The following is a 14,439-nucleotide window of genomic DNA, read 5'->3' on the forward strand; positions in this document are numbered from 1 at the left end:
ATGCACTTCGCCGGGCAACAAACGCACTCCTCCCGCCTACCCTGGCTGCTGCGCGGCGCCTGCCTGGCGCTGTTCATGCTGCTCTCCGCTTGCGGCTTCGCCTTGCGGGGAGTCACCCCCATGCCGTTCGAGACGCTGTATATCGGCATCCCGGACACCACGCAGTTCGGCGCCGACGTGCGCCGCGCGCTGCGGGCGGCCTCTCCGAACACGAAGCTCGTGACCAACCCCAAGGAAGCGCAGGCCATCCTCCAGCAGGTCGCGGATACCCGGACCTTGCGGGAAGTCTCTCTGAATGCCCAGGGCCGCGTCGAGGAATACGAGCTGGGCATCAACTACACGTTCCGCCTCATCGACGCCAAGGGCCGCGCGCTGATTCCGGACACCATGCTGTCGATCTACCGCGCAATGCCGTATGACGACCAGGTCGTGCAGGCCAAGCAAGGCCAGATCGAAACGCTGTACCGTGCCATGCAGCGCGACCTGGTGTCGCGCCTGCTGCGCCGGATGACTGCGCCGGAAGTGCGCAACGCGTTCGAGAACGCCGAGCAGCGCGGCGAAGATGGCGAAACCCCGCTGTACGATCCGACCGCACCGGATCAACAGCGCACGCCCTCGCCGTGGCAGACCCCGTCCACCACGGACCCGGCCATCCTGCGCTAAATGGCACAGCCTCTGGACGCGGATCGCCTGGCCGAACACCTGCAGCGCCCAGGCAACCGCCTGGCGCCGCTTTATACGGTGTCCGGCGACGAACCCCTGCTCGTGACCGAGGCCGTGGACGCCCTGCGCGCTGCGGCCCGCAACGCCGGCTACACCGATCGCCTGTCCATGGTGATGGATGCGCGCAGCGACTGGAGCGCGGTCATCGCCGCCACCCAGAGCGTGTCGCTGTTCGGTGATCGCCGCATTCTTGAAATCAAGATCCCGACCGGCAAACCCGGCAAGTCCGGCGCCGATACCCTGGCCAAGCTGGCCGAACAGGCCGAAAAGCAGGCGGATCCGGACACGCTCATCCTGATCGCCCTGCCCCGCCTGGACAAGGCCACCCGCGAAAGCCGCTGGGTGCAGGCCCTGGGCCGCGGCGGCATGATGGTCGATATCGCCAACATCGAGCGCGGCCGCCTGCCCGCCTGGGTCGGCATGCGCCTGGCGCGCCAGAACCAGAAGGCCGACAGCGCCACGCTGCAATGGATGGCCGACAAGGTGGAAGGCAACCTGCTGGCCGCCCACCAGGAAATCCAGAAGCTGGGCCTGCTTTACCCGGAAGGCCAGCTCGCGGCCGAGGACGTGGAGCGCGCCGTGCTGAACGTGGCCCGTTACGACGTATTCGGCCTGCGCGACGCCATGCTTGCCGGCGATACCGGCCGCACCATCCGCATGATCGACGGCCTGCGCGCCGAGGGCGAAGCCCTGCCGCTGGTGCTGTGGGCGGTCGGCGAGGAAATCCGCCTGCTTGCCCGCGTCGCGGAGGCGCGCGCGCTGGGCCAGGACGTCAACGGCCTGATGCGCCGTCTGCGCATTTTCGGTGCGCATGAACGCCTGGCGCTGCAGGCGCTCGGCCGGGTCCAGCCGAATGTCTGGCCCGCCGCAGTCCAACACGCCCACGAGGTGGACCGGCTGATCAAAGGCCTGTCGGTGCCCGGGCGCCTGTCCGACCCCTGGGAAGAAATGACGCGGCTCGCGCTGCGCGTCGCCGCCGCCGGCGGACGACCGTGAAGGCGGCATAGCCGCCACCCTCGCTTTCTCTCCAGCCCTTCAGCTGGACTTCGCCCGGCCTAGCCGCCGGATATACACTGAATCCCCAGGCGGCGCCCGCGCCGCCCCACCATCCTGATCGACGCTGCCATGTCCTCGTCCTCCATAGAACAAGCCATGCTCACCCTGGGCGAAAATGCCCGCCGCGCCTCGCGCGCCATGATGCGCGCCAACGGCGCCGCCAAGAACCTGGCGCTGCTGGCCATGGCCGACGCCCTCGCCGCCAGCCATGACGACCTCAAGGCCGCCAATGAAAAGGACCTGGCGGCTGCGCGCAACAACGGCCTGGAGCCGGCCCTGCTGGACCGCCTGACCCTGTCGGACAAGACGCTCGCGCACATGGCCGAAGGCCTGCGCCAGATCGCGGCCCTGCCGGATCCGATCGGCAGCGTTACCGCCACCAGCGTGCGCCCCAACGGCATGCGCGTCGCGCAAATGCGCGTTCCGCTGGGCGTGATCGGCATCATCTACGAATCCCGTCCCAACGTGACCATCGACGCGGCCGCGCTGTGCCTGAAGTCCGGCAACGCCGCCATCCTGCGCGGTGGCAGCGAAGCCCTGCACTCCAACATCGCGCTGGGCCGCATCGTACAAACCGGCCTGGCCGCCGCGGGCCTGCCGCAGGATGCCGTGCAGGTCGTCGCCACGGCAGACCGTGCCGCGGTCGGCAAGCTCATCACCATGACCGAGCACATCGACGTTATCGTCCCGCGCGGCGGCAAGGGCCTGATCGCCCGCCTCTCGCAGGAAGCGCGCGTGCCGCTCATCAAGCACCTGGATGGCAACTGCCACGTGTATATCGACGCGGCGGCGGATCCGGACAAGGCGCATGCCATCGCGTTCAACGCCAAGACCTACCGCTACGGCATCTGCGGCGCCATGGAAACCCTGCTGGTCGACGCGGTGGCCGCCGTTTCCATCCTCCCCAGCCTGGCCGCCGCTCTCATCGAACATGGCGTCGAATTGCGCGGCTGCCCGCGAACGCTGGCCCTGCTGCCGCATGCCAAGCCGGCCACCGAAGAAGACTGGGCCACGGAATACCTGGGCCCCATCCTGGCCGTGCGCATCGTCGATTCGCTGGACGAGGCCATCGAGCACATCGCCCGCTGGGGCTCCGGCCATACCGACGCAATCGTCACCGAGGACCTGTCCGCGGCGCAGCGCTTCCAGCGCGAGGTCGACTCCAGCTCGGTGTACGTCAATCTGCCGACGTGCTTTGCAGACGGCTTCGAATACGGCCTGGGCGCCGAGATCGGCATTTCCACGAATCGCCTGCACGCGCGCGGTCCGGTCGGCCTGGAGGGCCTGACCACGCTGAAATGGGTGCTGAGCGGCGAAGGCCAGGTACGCGGCTGACGGACTCCCGTCCCTAGCCGCAAAACGGCTGACGCGGCCCTGAACACGGGGCCGCAATTAGCCTTTTACAATACCGCCAGCGATTTCCCGCAGGCATTCCTACCATCCGAACGCGGCGCACCGCGCATTCTTGAGATCCCCCATGCATTCACCCGCGATGGCCATGGCCTTCAGCCTCTTCCTGCTGTGCTTCATTACCTGCACGCTGTGCGGCATCGTGCTGTTCTTCAAAAGCAAACAGATCAACGCCGCATTGAAGCATCCGTATCTCCAGCACCGCCCGTTCAAGCAATATCCGCTATCGATCCAGGCGGCCATCATGCTGGACTATTTCTTCCGCCTCATGTTCCCCGGCACGCGGTTCTGGCTGATCGGTAACGCCAACGATCTGCTTTCCCACGTCGACCCGAAGAAAACGCCGCTGTCCCTGAAGTGGCCGATCGTCGGTTTCTGGGGCTCCTGCTGGCTCGGCCTGATCGCGATGATCGTCCTCTGGATCATGCTGTATCTGGGAGCTTGAACGCATGCAGATCAAAATCGAAGACTATCCTGGCAGCCTCGACGCTGCCCGCCACCTGATCGCGGCACGTGAATCCGGCATCCCCGGCCCGCGCCTGCCGGTCGACTGCCGGCCGCAGTCGCTGAACCAGGCTTTCGCCGTGCAGCAGCGCACTGCGCAACTGCTGCGAGAACACCATCAAGACGACATCGGCGCCTGGAAGAGCGCGCTGCCCACGCCCGAGAAAAGCGTCGTGGCGCCCATCTACGCGTCCACCGTTGCCTATGCCGAAGCCGGGCCCATCGCGGCCCGCACCGACATTGTGCGCATCGAGCCGGAAATCGCGTTCGAAATCGCCCACGATCTGCCCGCCCGCCCCCAGCCGTACTCGGAAGCGGACGTGGATGCCGCCATCGGCAGCGCGCGCCTGGCCCTGGAAGTACTCGGCTGCCGCTACGCCGCGCCGGAGCATGCCAGCCTGCCTGAGCTCCTCGCCGACCATATGTTCAACCAGGGCTTGGTGCTGGGACCGCGCATCGCCTCACCGCACGAGGCTCCCGGCAGCATGAGCATCACCCTGTCCATGGACGGGGTCGAAACCGAACAGCACGCGGGCATCCATCCGAATGACCGCCCCAAGGCAGGGCTCTATTGGCTGGCCAACTTCCTGCGCGAACAAGGCCTCGGGCTGCGCGCCGGCCAGCATGTCATCACGGGTTCCTATGCGGGATTCCTGGACGTGCCTGCCAACCGCGATCTGGCGCTCACCTATGGCGATCTCGGCGTCCTGCGCCTGCGCTTTGACAAATAGGCCTGCGCCAGCAGCGCCCGGAGCCCCCGCCCATGCTTACCTTGCGCCCCTTTGCCCTGGCGGATTTTCCGCTTCTGGCCAGCTGGTTTTCCAGTCTGGCCGAGGTAGTGCAGTGGGGCGGCTCGCACCTGTCGTTTCCACTGACGCAGGCCGACGCGGCCGCTATGCTCGCTGAAGGACAGAGCACGCCGCCCAGCCGCCGCTGCTGGATGGCTTGCCGCGACGGTTCGCCTGTGGGCCATGCACAACTGGCATACGACTGGCGCGACGGCAACGCCCGCCTGGGCCGCGTCGCCATCGCGCCGGCCGAGCGCGGCCAGGGACTGGCCCGCCCCATGGTTGCGCTGCTGATAGATGAAGCGTTCAAGACGCCCGGAATCGAGCGCCTGGAGCTCAACGTATACATGTTCAATGAGCCCGCCATACGCACCTACCAGGCGCTGGGTTTCACCCTAGAAGGCGTAAGGCGGTCGTCCACGCAAGCAGGCGCGCAACGCTGGGATACCGGGATGATGGGCTTGCTGCGCTCGGAATGGCGCGGCGCGCAGCCGGCGTCGCCAGCTGCCTGACACCCCTGCCGACGGATACGCACGAAGCTAGCGGGCCACGGGCTCCGCGACGCCGACCGGGTCGGCGGCCGCTTCAATGATCTCCCCCACCGTCAGGCACAAGTCCTCGCGGTAACGGCCCGCCAGCACCTGCACGCCCACCGGGCTTGGCCCCGCTGCACTCATGGCGCTACCCATCGAGACCGACAGACCCGGCAAGCCCATGAACGGCACGCCGATCTGCGTCATCTGTGCGCGCCAGACCCGCGCATAGGCCGCATCGCCCTGCAGGTCCAGGTTGTCTGGGAACGGCAGCTCGGCAGAGACGGGCAGCAGCAGCACGGGATACTCGGCAAAGAAAAGCTCCCACTGGCGCGTCAACGTCGCGCGCCGCGTCAAAGTGGCAGAAAAACTGGCGAGGTCGATGCTGGCGGCATTGTCGCGCTGGCCGGCCAGTGCCACCAGGGCCCCGCGGTCGCCTTCTTTCTCGGCTGCCGCGACCAGGGCCTCGTACCCATCGGCCAACCACATCCGGATTTGCAGGTCTGCCGCTTCCTGCATGGGCGGCACCGCGTCCAGGGTATCCACCGTCCAGCCGGCCTCGCTGAGCCGGCGAGCGGCCTCCTGCAAGGCCTTGACCACGGCGGGTTCAGTATCCATGCCGTCCGGGTTCAGGCACAACGCTGCCCGGTGCGGCGCCTCGGGCCCCACCAGCGGAGCCGGCACCCACCAGGGATCGCGCGCGTCCCGCGCCGCCAGCGCCGCCAGCCCCACCCTCAGATCGGCGATGCTGCGTCCCAGCGGGCCCGACACGGCGGTCAGTTGCCCGCCGATCGAGCGTTCCGGCAAGGCGGCGTTATATGCCGCCACGCGTCCCAACGAGGGACGCAGGCCATGCACGCCGCAGGCATAGGCAGGATAGCGGATGGAGCCGGCGATATCGGTGCCATGCGCCAGGTGACCGATCCCGGCCGCCACGGCTGCGGCCGCGCCGCCCGACGAACCGCCTGGGGTGAGAGCCGGATTGCGCGGATTCAGCGTATTGCCGTGGAGCGCATTGCCGGTGAACCAGCGCAAGGAAAAGGCCGGCGTATTGGTGCGTCCCAGGATCACGGCGCCCGCGCGCCGCAGATTGTCCACGACCGGGCTGTTCTGGGCCGCGATCACATCTTTTTGCAGGCGCACGCCGTTGGTCGTGGCATGCCCTGCCTGGTCCACGTTGACCTTCACGGTGACCGGCACGCCCGCCAGCGGTCCCGCGTCCTCTCCGCGAGCAAGCATGGCGTCCACTTCCGCGGCTTGGGCCAATACCTCTTCCGGGTCGTGGTCCACGACCGCATTGATCGCGGGATTGACGGCATCCAGCCGTTGCAGCGCGCTTTGCGCGGCCTCGCGGGCGGACACTTCGCGCTTGCGGACGCGGGCGGCAAGCTCAACTGCGGACAAACGCCAAAGATCGGACACGCGCGACTCCTGTTCCTGTGTGTGTTGACGGGTCAGGCAAACCTTAGCGCCTGCCGCGCCCGCCCACAAGCCATGCCGCGGTCCTCGCCTACTTGTCCTCTTCGAAGACCTCGACGATCGCGTCGGCCACGGCGCGCACGCGGGCCGTGCGATTCAGGTCGCCGTGCATTACCAGCCAAAGATCATAGGGTTCGCTGCGCGTGGGCCAGATGCGCACCAGATCCGGGTACAACGGCGCCATGTGAATCGGCACCTGGCCGATGCCCAGTCCTGCCACCACCGCCTCGATGATCATCATGCCGGAGTTCAGTTCCACGCCGATGCGCCCGTTGCCCGTAGGCTCGCCGCAGAATGTGTCGGACCAGCCCGGCAGTACCGCCTGCTGGTACGTCACCAGCGCGTGCCCGGCGAATGCCGTGCCCAGGCGAGGTTCGCCATGCGCCTCCAGATAGGTTCGCGATGCGTACAGCCCGACCTCTTTGCGGGCCAGGTGCCGGTAGATCAGATCTGGATTGTCCGGCCTGATGTTGCGGATTGCCAGATCTGCCTCGCGGCGCGTCAGATTGCTCAGCTGGATCGCCGTGGACAGCGTCACGCGGATATCGGGATGATGGGTATGCACCCGCCGCACCGCCTCCAGGACGTAGTAGCTGGCGACGGTTTCCGAGGTCGCCACGCGGACCCCGCCCGACAACCTGTGGTCCAGCCCTTGCATCTGCCGCTGCAACTGATCGGCCGCCTGCTCCATGCGTTCAGCCGCCGCAAATGCCAGCTCGCCTGCCGCGGTCGGCACGTAGCCCCCGGGCGTGCGCAGGAACAGCCGCGCGTCCAGCGAGGACTCCAGCGCAGCCAGCCTGCGCCCGGCCGTGGCCTGGTCGATTTGCAGCAGCGCCGCAGCGCCGCGCAACGTGCCTACCCGATAGATGGCCAGGAAGATCCTGGCGTTGTCCCAGTCCATGGCAGCCTTCCAATGATGCATTTTTGCATCACTATAAAGCAGTTATTCGGCTTTTTTGCATCGGACTACAGGCCTAAGCTTCACTCCTCGAAAGCCGCCGCCTCCTCATCAATCATGAACTCCGCCTGTTCCAACATTCCGGCCCCCACTCTCGGTGCCAAGCCAGCCACCGGCCTGCTGCCGCTCGTCACGCTGGCCATCGGCTTCGTCATGGCCATGCTGGACGTCACCGTCGTCAACGTCGCGCTGCCCAGCATCGCGCTCCAGTTCACCGTTCCCCTGACGGACCTGGTCTGGATCGTGGATGGCTACACCCTCACTTTCGCCGCGCTGCTGCTCGTGGCCGGGGCGCTGGCCGACCGCTATGGCGCCAAGAGGGTCTACCTGGCCGGCCTGGGTGTATTCACCCTGGCATCCTTGCTTTGCGGCCTGGCGCCAAACGCCGACATGCTGATCCTGGCGCGTATGCTGCAGGGGCTGGGCGCCGCCCTGTTCATGCCCAGTTCCCTCAGCCTGCTGACCCATGCCTATGACGATGAGCAAGTCCGCAACCGCATGCTGGCGGCCTGGTCCGCGATCGTGGCGGTAGCCGGCGCCGCCGGCCCGCTGCTGGGCGGCGTGCTGATCCACCAGTTCGGCTGGCGCGGGATTTTCCTCATCAACATACCCCTGGGCTTGGTCGGGCTATGGCTGGCGCGCAACCGTATTCTTGCGGCTCCGCGCAGGCCGCGCGCGCTCAATCCGGTCAGCCACCTGCTGGGCGTGATCGCACTGTCCTCGCTGTGCTTCGCACTGATCCAGGGCAATGCCTACGGTTGGTCGTCCGGCCCCATCGTGGCCATGGTCGCCCTGTGCCTGGCTGCCGCCGTGCTGCTGGTGCGGCGCGAACGCCGCCACGCCGAACCCATCATCCCGCGCGCCCTGTTTGCCACCACACAGTTCGCGGCGGCCAATGGCGTGGGCTTTCTGATCAATCTTGCAGCCTACGGACAGCTCTTTCTACTCAGCCTGTTCCTGCAGCAGGGTCGCGGCGCGGACGCCTTGCAGACGGGCGTGCAACTGGTGCCCATGCTTGCGGTGTTCTCCATCGGCAATCTGCTGTCCAGCCGCGTCTCCGCGCGCTGGAACGTATCGGCGTCCCTGGTGGGCGGCGTCTCGCTGGCCACGGCCATGAGCGCCGCAGGCATCTTCGCCTTCTCGCCCGACATGGCGTACTGGCCGTTAGCCCTCATCGTCGCGGTTGCCAACCTGGGCGTGGGCGTCGCCGTCCCCGCGATGACCAGCGTGGTCATGCAGGTTTCGGGCATAAGCCATGCCAATAGCGCGGCGGCGGCGCTGAATGCCAATCGTCAATCGGGCGCGCTGGTCGGCGTCGCCCTGATGGGCGCGATTCTGCATCTGCTGCCTGATTGGCACGCGAATTTACCCGTGTCCTACGTCGTTATCACCTTGGGCTACCTGCTCGCGGCCATGCTGGCCTGGCGGCATCTGCTGCATGCTCGGAACGCCTGAACGCCTGAACGCCAACGCAAAATCCCGACCGCAGCCTCGTTCAGGCGTTCGTGGCAGGAAGAATTGCCACGCCGCGTCCTGCGAAGAACTCGTCGAATACGGCCAGCGGCAAGGCGACGTCCGCCTGCGTGCCCGGCTCTCCAGAGGGATTGTGAAAAACCACCGAGTCCGGCGTGGCGCGCGTCACCAGCACCAGATGGCCGCCCTTCTTGGGCGGCTGCCGTTCCGGCCAGCGTATCCACGGATGCACGGACGCCATGAAGTACGCGGCCTGTGACATCAGGCCGGGCAACTGGTCCACGCGCAGATCCACGTGCACCCGGGCCTGTAGGCCGAACACCTCACCGACATAGCGCACGAACGGCGCGTAGATCATGCCCTTGATCTGCTCGCCTTCCACCGTATAGGCGCCATAAGGCAGGCTGCCCCGCGCCAGCTCCAGTGTCGGGTAATCCCGGCCGTCGCGCGCAGCCAGCACCATCTTCAGGCAGGCCATGCCGCAGACGTGGCTGGCCCAGCGCGCATACTCGTCCACATCGCGCGCGCCGGAGCCGCGCCAGGCCGGGTCATCGGCCAGCGCCAACTTGCCTTGAATGATGTCGCCTGCCAGATGCGCCGACTCCCATTGGCAAAAGTACGGCACGGCGGATCGTGGGGCAGGCGTCGCGTTCATGCGGAACTCCGGGATTCAGGATGCAAACGTGAGCCGTCATCTTGCCCGCGCCGCGCCCGCGTGGCAACGGGCCGGCGTTTGCTTCACAATGTTCCTATCCGCGCTCATAGGAGACCCCGCATGTCCACCCCTGCCACGTCGTCCAATCCGCCAGCCATCCGCCGAGTCGCCATCGTGGGCGCCGGCACCATCGGCGCCAGTTGGGCCGCGCTGTTCCTCGCCCGCGGCCTCGAGGTCGTCGTCAGTGACCCGGCCCCCGACGCCGAATCGCTGACGCGCGCCCGCGTGCAGGCCGCATGGCCCGTGCTCGCCGAACTTGGGCATGTGCTGCCTGGCGCATCCGCCGACGGCTTGCGTTTCGAACCGGAACTGGAAGCAGCACTGGCCGGCGCGGACTTCGTGCAGGAAAACGCGCCCGAACGCGAAGACTTCAAGACTAGCCTCTTCGCCCGCATGGATGCGGTGTTGCCGCCGCACGTGATCGTGGCGTCGAGCTCCTCGGGGCTCATCATGAGCCGGCTGCAATCGCAATGCCGCCATGCCTCGCGCTTCGTCATAGGCCATCCTTTCAATCCGCCTCACCTGATTCCCCTGGTCGAGGTAGTGGGCGGCGAACAGACCTCGGCCGACACCATCGACCGCTGCATCGCCTTCTACCGCAGCCTGGGCAAGTACCCCATCCGCCTGAACAAGGAAGTCCCCGGCCACATTGCCAACCGCCTGCAAGCGGCCCTGTGGCGCGAAGCAATCCATCTTGCGGCGGAGAACGTCGCCAGCGTCGCCGACATCGACGCCGCCGTGTCGCAAGGCCCGGGGCTGCGCTGGGCGCTGTTCGGTCCGCACATGACTTTCAACCTGGGCGGTGGCGCCGGCGGTCTGGCAAACTTCATGGACCATCTGCTGGGTCCCGTCCAAACCTGGTGGGACGACCTTGGCGCGCCTGACGTCACGCCAGAACTGCAGCAGCGTCTGATCGCGGGCGTCAATGCCGAGGCCGGCACGCGCAGCATTGCCGATCTGGTCCAGGCTCGCGATGCGCAACTCACCGCGTTGCTGAAAACACTGCGGCGTTGAATCGGCATCGGCCAATGCAACAACGTCACGCCAGTAAATCCTCATAACCCTTGATACGGGCAGGCCACAGCCCGCCCCTTCGATCGCAGGATCACTCCAAATGATTTCCGTAACGCATGACACCGCTCGTTCCCGCTACACCGCCACCGTTGATGGCGTCCTGTGCGTGCTCGACTACCAATTGCAAGGCAACACCATGGCAATAACCCACACGGGCGTGCCCAGCCAAGTGGGCGGGCGGGGCATCGCTGCGGCGCTGACCCGTCACGCGCTGGACGACGCGCGCGCCCAGGGCTGGAAAGTGCGTCCCTTGTGTTCGTACGCCGACGCCTACATCCGCCGCCATCCCGAGTACAGCGATCTGCTGGCCTGAACGTATCCAGCGTCTCCATCGTGACCAAGTCATCCAAGCTCCCGGCTAACGCCTGTCCTTGCGGCGGCCCCAAGCCCTACCTCGAATGCTGCGGCCGCTGGCACGAAGGCCCGCAGGCCATGCAGGCGCCCACCGCCGAAGCGTTGATGCGTTCCCGCTACAGCGCGTTTGTGCTGGACAAGCTGCCCTATCTGCTGGCGACCTGGCATTCCTCCACCCGGCCGGCTGCACTTGAGCCCAATCCGCCCGACCTGAAATGGCTCGGGCTCGCAGTCAAGAAAGCGTTCGTGCAGGACGCGGACCACGCCACGGTAGAATTCGTCGCGCGCAGCCGCCAAGCCGGCCGGGCCCATCGCCTGCATGAGCTCAGCCGCTTCGTCCGCGAAGACGGGCGGTGGTATTACGTGGATGGCGACCTGAACTGATTCCGGCGCTTCATGCGGAAACCATGGCCGGGCCGTCCTGCTCGACGGCCTGCTTCAGCACCATCACCAGATGCTGTTCGGCCGCATTCAGCATGCGCTGGTTGCCCACGATGGCCAGCTCGGTCGGCGGCACGGGCGCAAAGCCCGCATCCGCGCCCAGCACCTCATGCGTGTCCAGGCACGCAAACGCCGGCAGCACGCTCACGCCCAGCCCGGCGGCGACAGCGGCCTGCACCCCTGCCAGGCTGTGGCTGTGATACGCGATATGCCAGGTCCTGCCCGCGCTCTCCAAGGCGTAGATTGCACGCTTGCGATAGATGCAGCCCTGCGGGAAGACGACCAGCGGCACTGCAGCGTCCCTGGCCCTGCTGTGCTTGCCTCCCACCCAGACCAAGCGCTCCGGCCACGCCGCCAGACTAGGCCCGTCGCCCGGTTCGCGCTTGATCAGCGCCAGGTCCAGTTCGCCCGAGGCCAATCCGGTACGCAGCTCCCCGCTCATGCCGCTCCTCGTCTCCAGGAACACGTCCGCATGGCTCTCGGCGAATCCCGCCAGCAGCGCCGTCAGCCGGGCCACGTCGAAATCCTCCGGTATCCCCAACCGCAGCGCCCGCGTCTTGCGGGGCGCTGACAGTATGTGCTCGGCTTCGCCGGCGATGGCCAGCAAGCGGCGCGCATAAGCCACCATCAGTTCGCCGTCCTCGGTCATAGCGACGTTGCCCCCCGCGCGGTCCCGCAACAGCAGCGTCTTGCCGACATTCTGCTCCAGCTTGCGCACCTGCTGGCTGACGGTAGATTGGGTGCGATGCACCCGGCTGGCTGCGCGCGTAAAACTTCCCTCGTCCACGACGCACACCAAGGTCTTGAGCAGTTCCAGATCGAGCATGGCGAGCAGGTTATTTAATAATCAACTGACTAGAGTTCCATTATTAATTTTACAACTCTTATGGCGCGGCCTACGCTGAAAGCGTCCCAACCCTCTCAAGGAACCACCATGCCCTTGGCGCAACTACCCCGTCCTCAATGGCTTACCTTCGACTGCTACGGCACCCTGATCCAGTGGGACGAGGGCCTCCAAGCAGCCGTTGCCCGCATTCTGGCCACCGACGCCCGCGCGCAAGGACAGACTCCCGCGCACTTCCTGCACGTCTACGACACCCATGAACACCGGCTGGAACGCGCGCGCCCACATCGCAGTTTTGCCGACGTCAGCCGAGAAGCGCTTCGGCTCACCATGCAAGAACTCGCGCTTGAGTATCGGCCGGAATACGCCGATATGCTGGTCGGCAGCATCTCCGCCATGCCTCCTTTTCCGGAGGTCGTGAAAACGTTGGCTGCCCTGAAGCAGGCGGGCTTTCGGCTTTGCATCATCTCCAACACCGACGACGCGATCATCGCCGGCAATGTCGCACAACTGGGCGGCCATATCGACCGCGTCGTCACGGCCGAGCAAGCAGGCGCCTACAAGCCCGCACGCGAAATCTTCGCTCACGCCCATCGCAGTCTGGGCGTTACTCCCGACGAAGTCGTGCACATTTGCGCCAGCCCGCACCTGGACCTTGCGGCTGCGCGCGATATAGGCTTTCGCTGCGTCTGGATAGATCGCGGCACTGGCCGCCAGCCCTTGCCCGACTATCAACCTGACGCTACCGTAGGGACCTTGGACCGCGTGCCTGGCTTGTTTCGCGATGCCGGCTGGCTATGAAGGGGTACGCCTCTTTCCCCGATCCCTACTCTCCAAAGGAACCCATGAACCAAGAACCCCATTTTGCCGATGCGCTCTTTCACGCCGAACCCGTGGCCGCGCTGCGCGCCGATCTGGCGCTCGCGTTGCGAGCCGCCGCGGCGCATGGCTTGGGAGAAGGCGTGTGCAATCACTTCAGCGTGGCCTTGCCCGGAGACTCCGAGCATTTCCTGCTCAATCCCCGTGGACTGATGTGGCACGAAGTGCAAGCGGACGACATTGTGCTGATCGATGCCCAAGGCAACAAACTCGCTGGCCGACACGCAGTCGAACCCACGGCCATGTTCATCCACGCAGCGATCCACCGCATTGCCGGGAAAGCTTGTGTCCTGCACACGCACATGCCCTACGCCACCGCCTTGACCCTGACCTCCGATCGCGGGCTCGACACCACGCTTTCGCAGAACGCCATGCGTTTTCATGGCCGGCTGGCCGTGGATGAGCACTACAACGGCCTGGCGTTGGACGTCAGCGAAGGCGAACGCATCGCGCATGCGATGCAGGGTGCCGATGTCGTGTTTCTCGGCAATCACGGCGTCGTCGTTTGCGGTGAGCGGCTGGATTATGCCTACGACGACCTGTTCTTCCTGGAACGCGCCTGTACTGCCCAGGTGCTTGCCCAGTCCACGGGACGCCCGCTAGTCCCCGTCGACCCCGAACTGGCCGCAAAAGTTGCGGCTCAAGTCCAGGGCGAACGCCTGCAATCCGAATTGTTCTTCGCTGCCTTGCGGCGCCAATTGCCGTAAGCACGTCATGCCAAAGCACCCGGCGCCTAAGCGAGCGCCCCTCTAAGCGAACGTCCTAAGCGCGCCAAGCCCTAAGCAAGCCAAACGCGTGCGCCAAAACAAAAATCCCTCGCAGGCTCTTCCGGCGAGGGATTTTTCTTTACTGCGGCGTCACAAAGACAAAACCCCACAGGGGTTACCTGTGGGGTTCTGCGGAATAAAAGCTTGACGATGACCTACTTTCACAGACGTCCGTCCACTATCATCGGCGCAAAGTCGTTTCACTGTCCTGTTCGGGATGGGAAGGAGTGGGACCAACTCGCTATGGTCGTCAAGCGTAACTGGTTGAGCAGTTGCGGGTAAACGCAACCGCTCCAATCTTGGAAGAAACACAACGCGTGGCGATCAGAGTCAGACTCGATGATCACGCACGATGGGGTGTAATTGGTGTTGGCTGGCTGCCGACGGTGCAGCCAGATTTTGTATTGAACGACACTTGGTACGCTATATCACCAGGTCATA

General features: G+C 65.8%; 16 protein-coding genes and 1 rRNA gene. 12 read left to right on the forward strand and 5 right to left on the reverse strand.

Annotation, left to right across the window (positions count from 1 at the left end):
• From CEY08_RS17715 to CEY08_RS17740, 6 genes are all read left to right on the forward strand, one after another.
• Window positions 1-663, forward strand: coding sequence for an LPS-assembly lipoprotein LptE (locus tag CEY08_RS17715; protein WP_063640943.1), 663 nt, complete (start codon window positions 1-3; stop codon window positions 661-663).
• Window positions 664-1,719 carry a DNA polymerase III subunit delta gene (holA, locus tag CEY08_RS17720; RefSeq protein ID WP_042794612.1) on the forward strand — a complete coding sequence of 352 codons (1,056 nt, stop codon included), beginning with the start codon at window positions 664-666 and terminating at the stop codon, window positions 1,717-1,719. It abuts the gene before it with no gap.
• Window positions 1,720-1,848: 129 nt separating this feature from the next.
• Complete coding sequence (locus CEY08_RS17725; RefSeq protein ID WP_042794613.1) at window positions 1,849-3,114, forward strand: glutamate-5-semialdehyde dehydrogenase; 1,266 nt, start codon at window positions 1,849-1,851, stop codon at window positions 3,112-3,114.
• Between the two features lie 142 nt (window positions 3,115-3,256).
• Window positions 3,257-3,634, forward strand: a complete 378-nt coding sequence (locus tag CEY08_RS17730; RefSeq protein ID WP_170946331.1) for a hypothetical protein — start codon at window positions 3,257-3,259, stop codon at window positions 3,632-3,634.
• A 4-nt stretch (window positions 3,635-3,638) separates the two neighbouring features.
• Window positions 3,639-4,424, forward strand: a complete 786-nt coding sequence (locus CEY08_RS17735; protein WP_076814938.1) for a 2-keto-4-pentenoate hydratase — start codon at window positions 3,639-3,641, stop codon at window positions 4,422-4,424.
• A gap of 32 nt (window positions 4,425-4,456) precedes the next feature.
• Window positions 4,457-4,993, forward strand: coding sequence for a GNAT family N-acetyltransferase (locus CEY08_RS17740; protein ID WP_063960775.1), 537 nt, complete (start codon window positions 4,457-4,459; stop codon window positions 4,991-4,993).
• 27 nt (window positions 4,994-5,020) lie between these two features.
• On the opposite strand, the gene CEY08_RS17745 is transcribed toward CEY08_RS17740, so the two are convergent.
• Window positions 5,021-6,436 carry an amidase family protein gene (locus CEY08_RS17745; protein ID WP_076814939.1) on the reverse strand — a complete coding sequence of 472 codons (1,416 nt, stop codon included), beginning with the start codon at window positions 6,434-6,436 and terminating at the stop codon, window positions 5,021-5,023.
• Window positions 6,437-6,524: 88 nt separating this feature from the next.
• Entirely contained in the window at window positions 6,525-7,394 is an 870-nt protein-coding gene (locus CEY08_RS17750; RefSeq protein ID WP_076814941.1) for a LysR family transcriptional regulator, read from the reverse strand.
• A gap of 114 nt (window positions 7,395-7,508) precedes the next feature.
• On the opposite strand from CEY08_RS17750, the gene CEY08_RS17755 reads away from it, so the two are divergent.
• The gene (locus CEY08_RS17755) at window positions 7,509-8,906 is read left to right on the forward strand and encodes an MFS transporter (protein WP_084738589.1); all 1,398 of its coding nucleotides are present in this window, start codon (window positions 7,509-7,511) and stop codon (window positions 8,904-8,906) included.
• Between the two features lie 40 nt (window positions 8,907-8,946).
• Here CEY08_RS17755 and CEY08_RS17760 read toward each other — a convergent pair whose 3' ends face one another.
• Entirely contained in the window at window positions 8,947-9,579 is a 633-nt protein-coding gene (locus CEY08_RS17760) for a hypothetical protein (protein ID WP_042794617.1), read from the reverse strand.
• Window positions 9,580-9,699: 120 nt separating this feature from the next.
• Between CEY08_RS17760 and CEY08_RS17765 the strand changes: the two genes are divergently transcribed.
• The 3 genes from CEY08_RS17765 (at window position 9,700) to CEY08_RS17775 (ending at window position 11,451) form a co-directional block, all read left to right on the forward strand.
• Entirely contained in the window at window positions 9,700-10,653 is a 954-nt protein-coding gene (locus CEY08_RS17765) for a 3-hydroxyacyl-CoA dehydrogenase NAD-binding domain-containing protein (protein WP_076814943.1), read from the forward strand.
• Window positions 10,654-10,753: 100 nt separating this feature from the next.
• Complete coding sequence (locus CEY08_RS17770; protein ID WP_063640937.1) at window positions 10,754-11,026, forward strand: GNAT family N-acetyltransferase; 273 nt, start codon at window positions 10,754-10,756, stop codon at window positions 11,024-11,026.
• Window positions 11,027-11,046: 20 nt separating this feature from the next.
• Complete coding sequence (locus CEY08_RS17775) at window positions 11,047-11,451, forward strand: YchJ family protein (RefSeq protein WP_063962586.1); 405 nt, start codon at window positions 11,047-11,049, stop codon at window positions 11,449-11,451.
• Window positions 11,452-11,461: 10 nt separating this feature from the next.
• Here the strand turns inward: CEY08_RS17775 and CEY08_RS17780 are convergent, their stop codons facing one another.
• The gene (locus CEY08_RS17780; protein ID WP_076814945.1) at window positions 11,462-12,334 is read right to left on the reverse strand and encodes a LysR substrate-binding domain-containing protein; all 873 of its coding nucleotides are present in this window, start codon (window positions 12,332-12,334) and stop codon (window positions 11,462-11,464) included.
• A gap of 108 nt (window positions 12,335-12,442) precedes the next feature.
• Between CEY08_RS17780 and CEY08_RS17785 the strand changes: the two genes are divergently transcribed.
• Both CEY08_RS17785 and CEY08_RS17790 read left to right on the forward strand, forming a co-directional pair.
• Window positions 12,443-13,153 (forward strand): haloacid dehalogenase type II, encoded by a 711-nt coding sequence (locus tag CEY08_RS17785; protein ID WP_076814946.1) that lies wholly within the window; start codon window positions 12,443-12,445, stop codon window positions 13,151-13,153.
• A 44-nt stretch (window positions 13,154-13,197) separates the two neighbouring features.
• A complete protein-coding gene (locus tag CEY08_RS17790) occupies window positions 13,198-13,938 on the forward strand; it encodes an aldolase (protein WP_076814948.1) in 741 nt (246 codons plus the stop codon).
• Window positions 13,939-14,140: 202 nt separating this feature from the next.
• On the opposite strand, the gene rrf is transcribed toward CEY08_RS17790, so the two are convergent.
• Window positions 14,141-14,253: ribosomal RNA gene (gene rrf / locus CEY08_RS17795) — 5S ribosomal RNA — on the reverse strand.
• Between the last annotated feature and the right edge of the window lie 186 nt (window positions 14,254-14,439).

The organism is Achromobacter insolitus (genome assembly GCF_002209555.1).
GTDB classification, from domain to species: domain Bacteria; phylum Pseudomonadota; class Gammaproteobacteria; order Burkholderiales; family Burkholderiaceae_B; genus Achromobacter; species Achromobacter insolitus.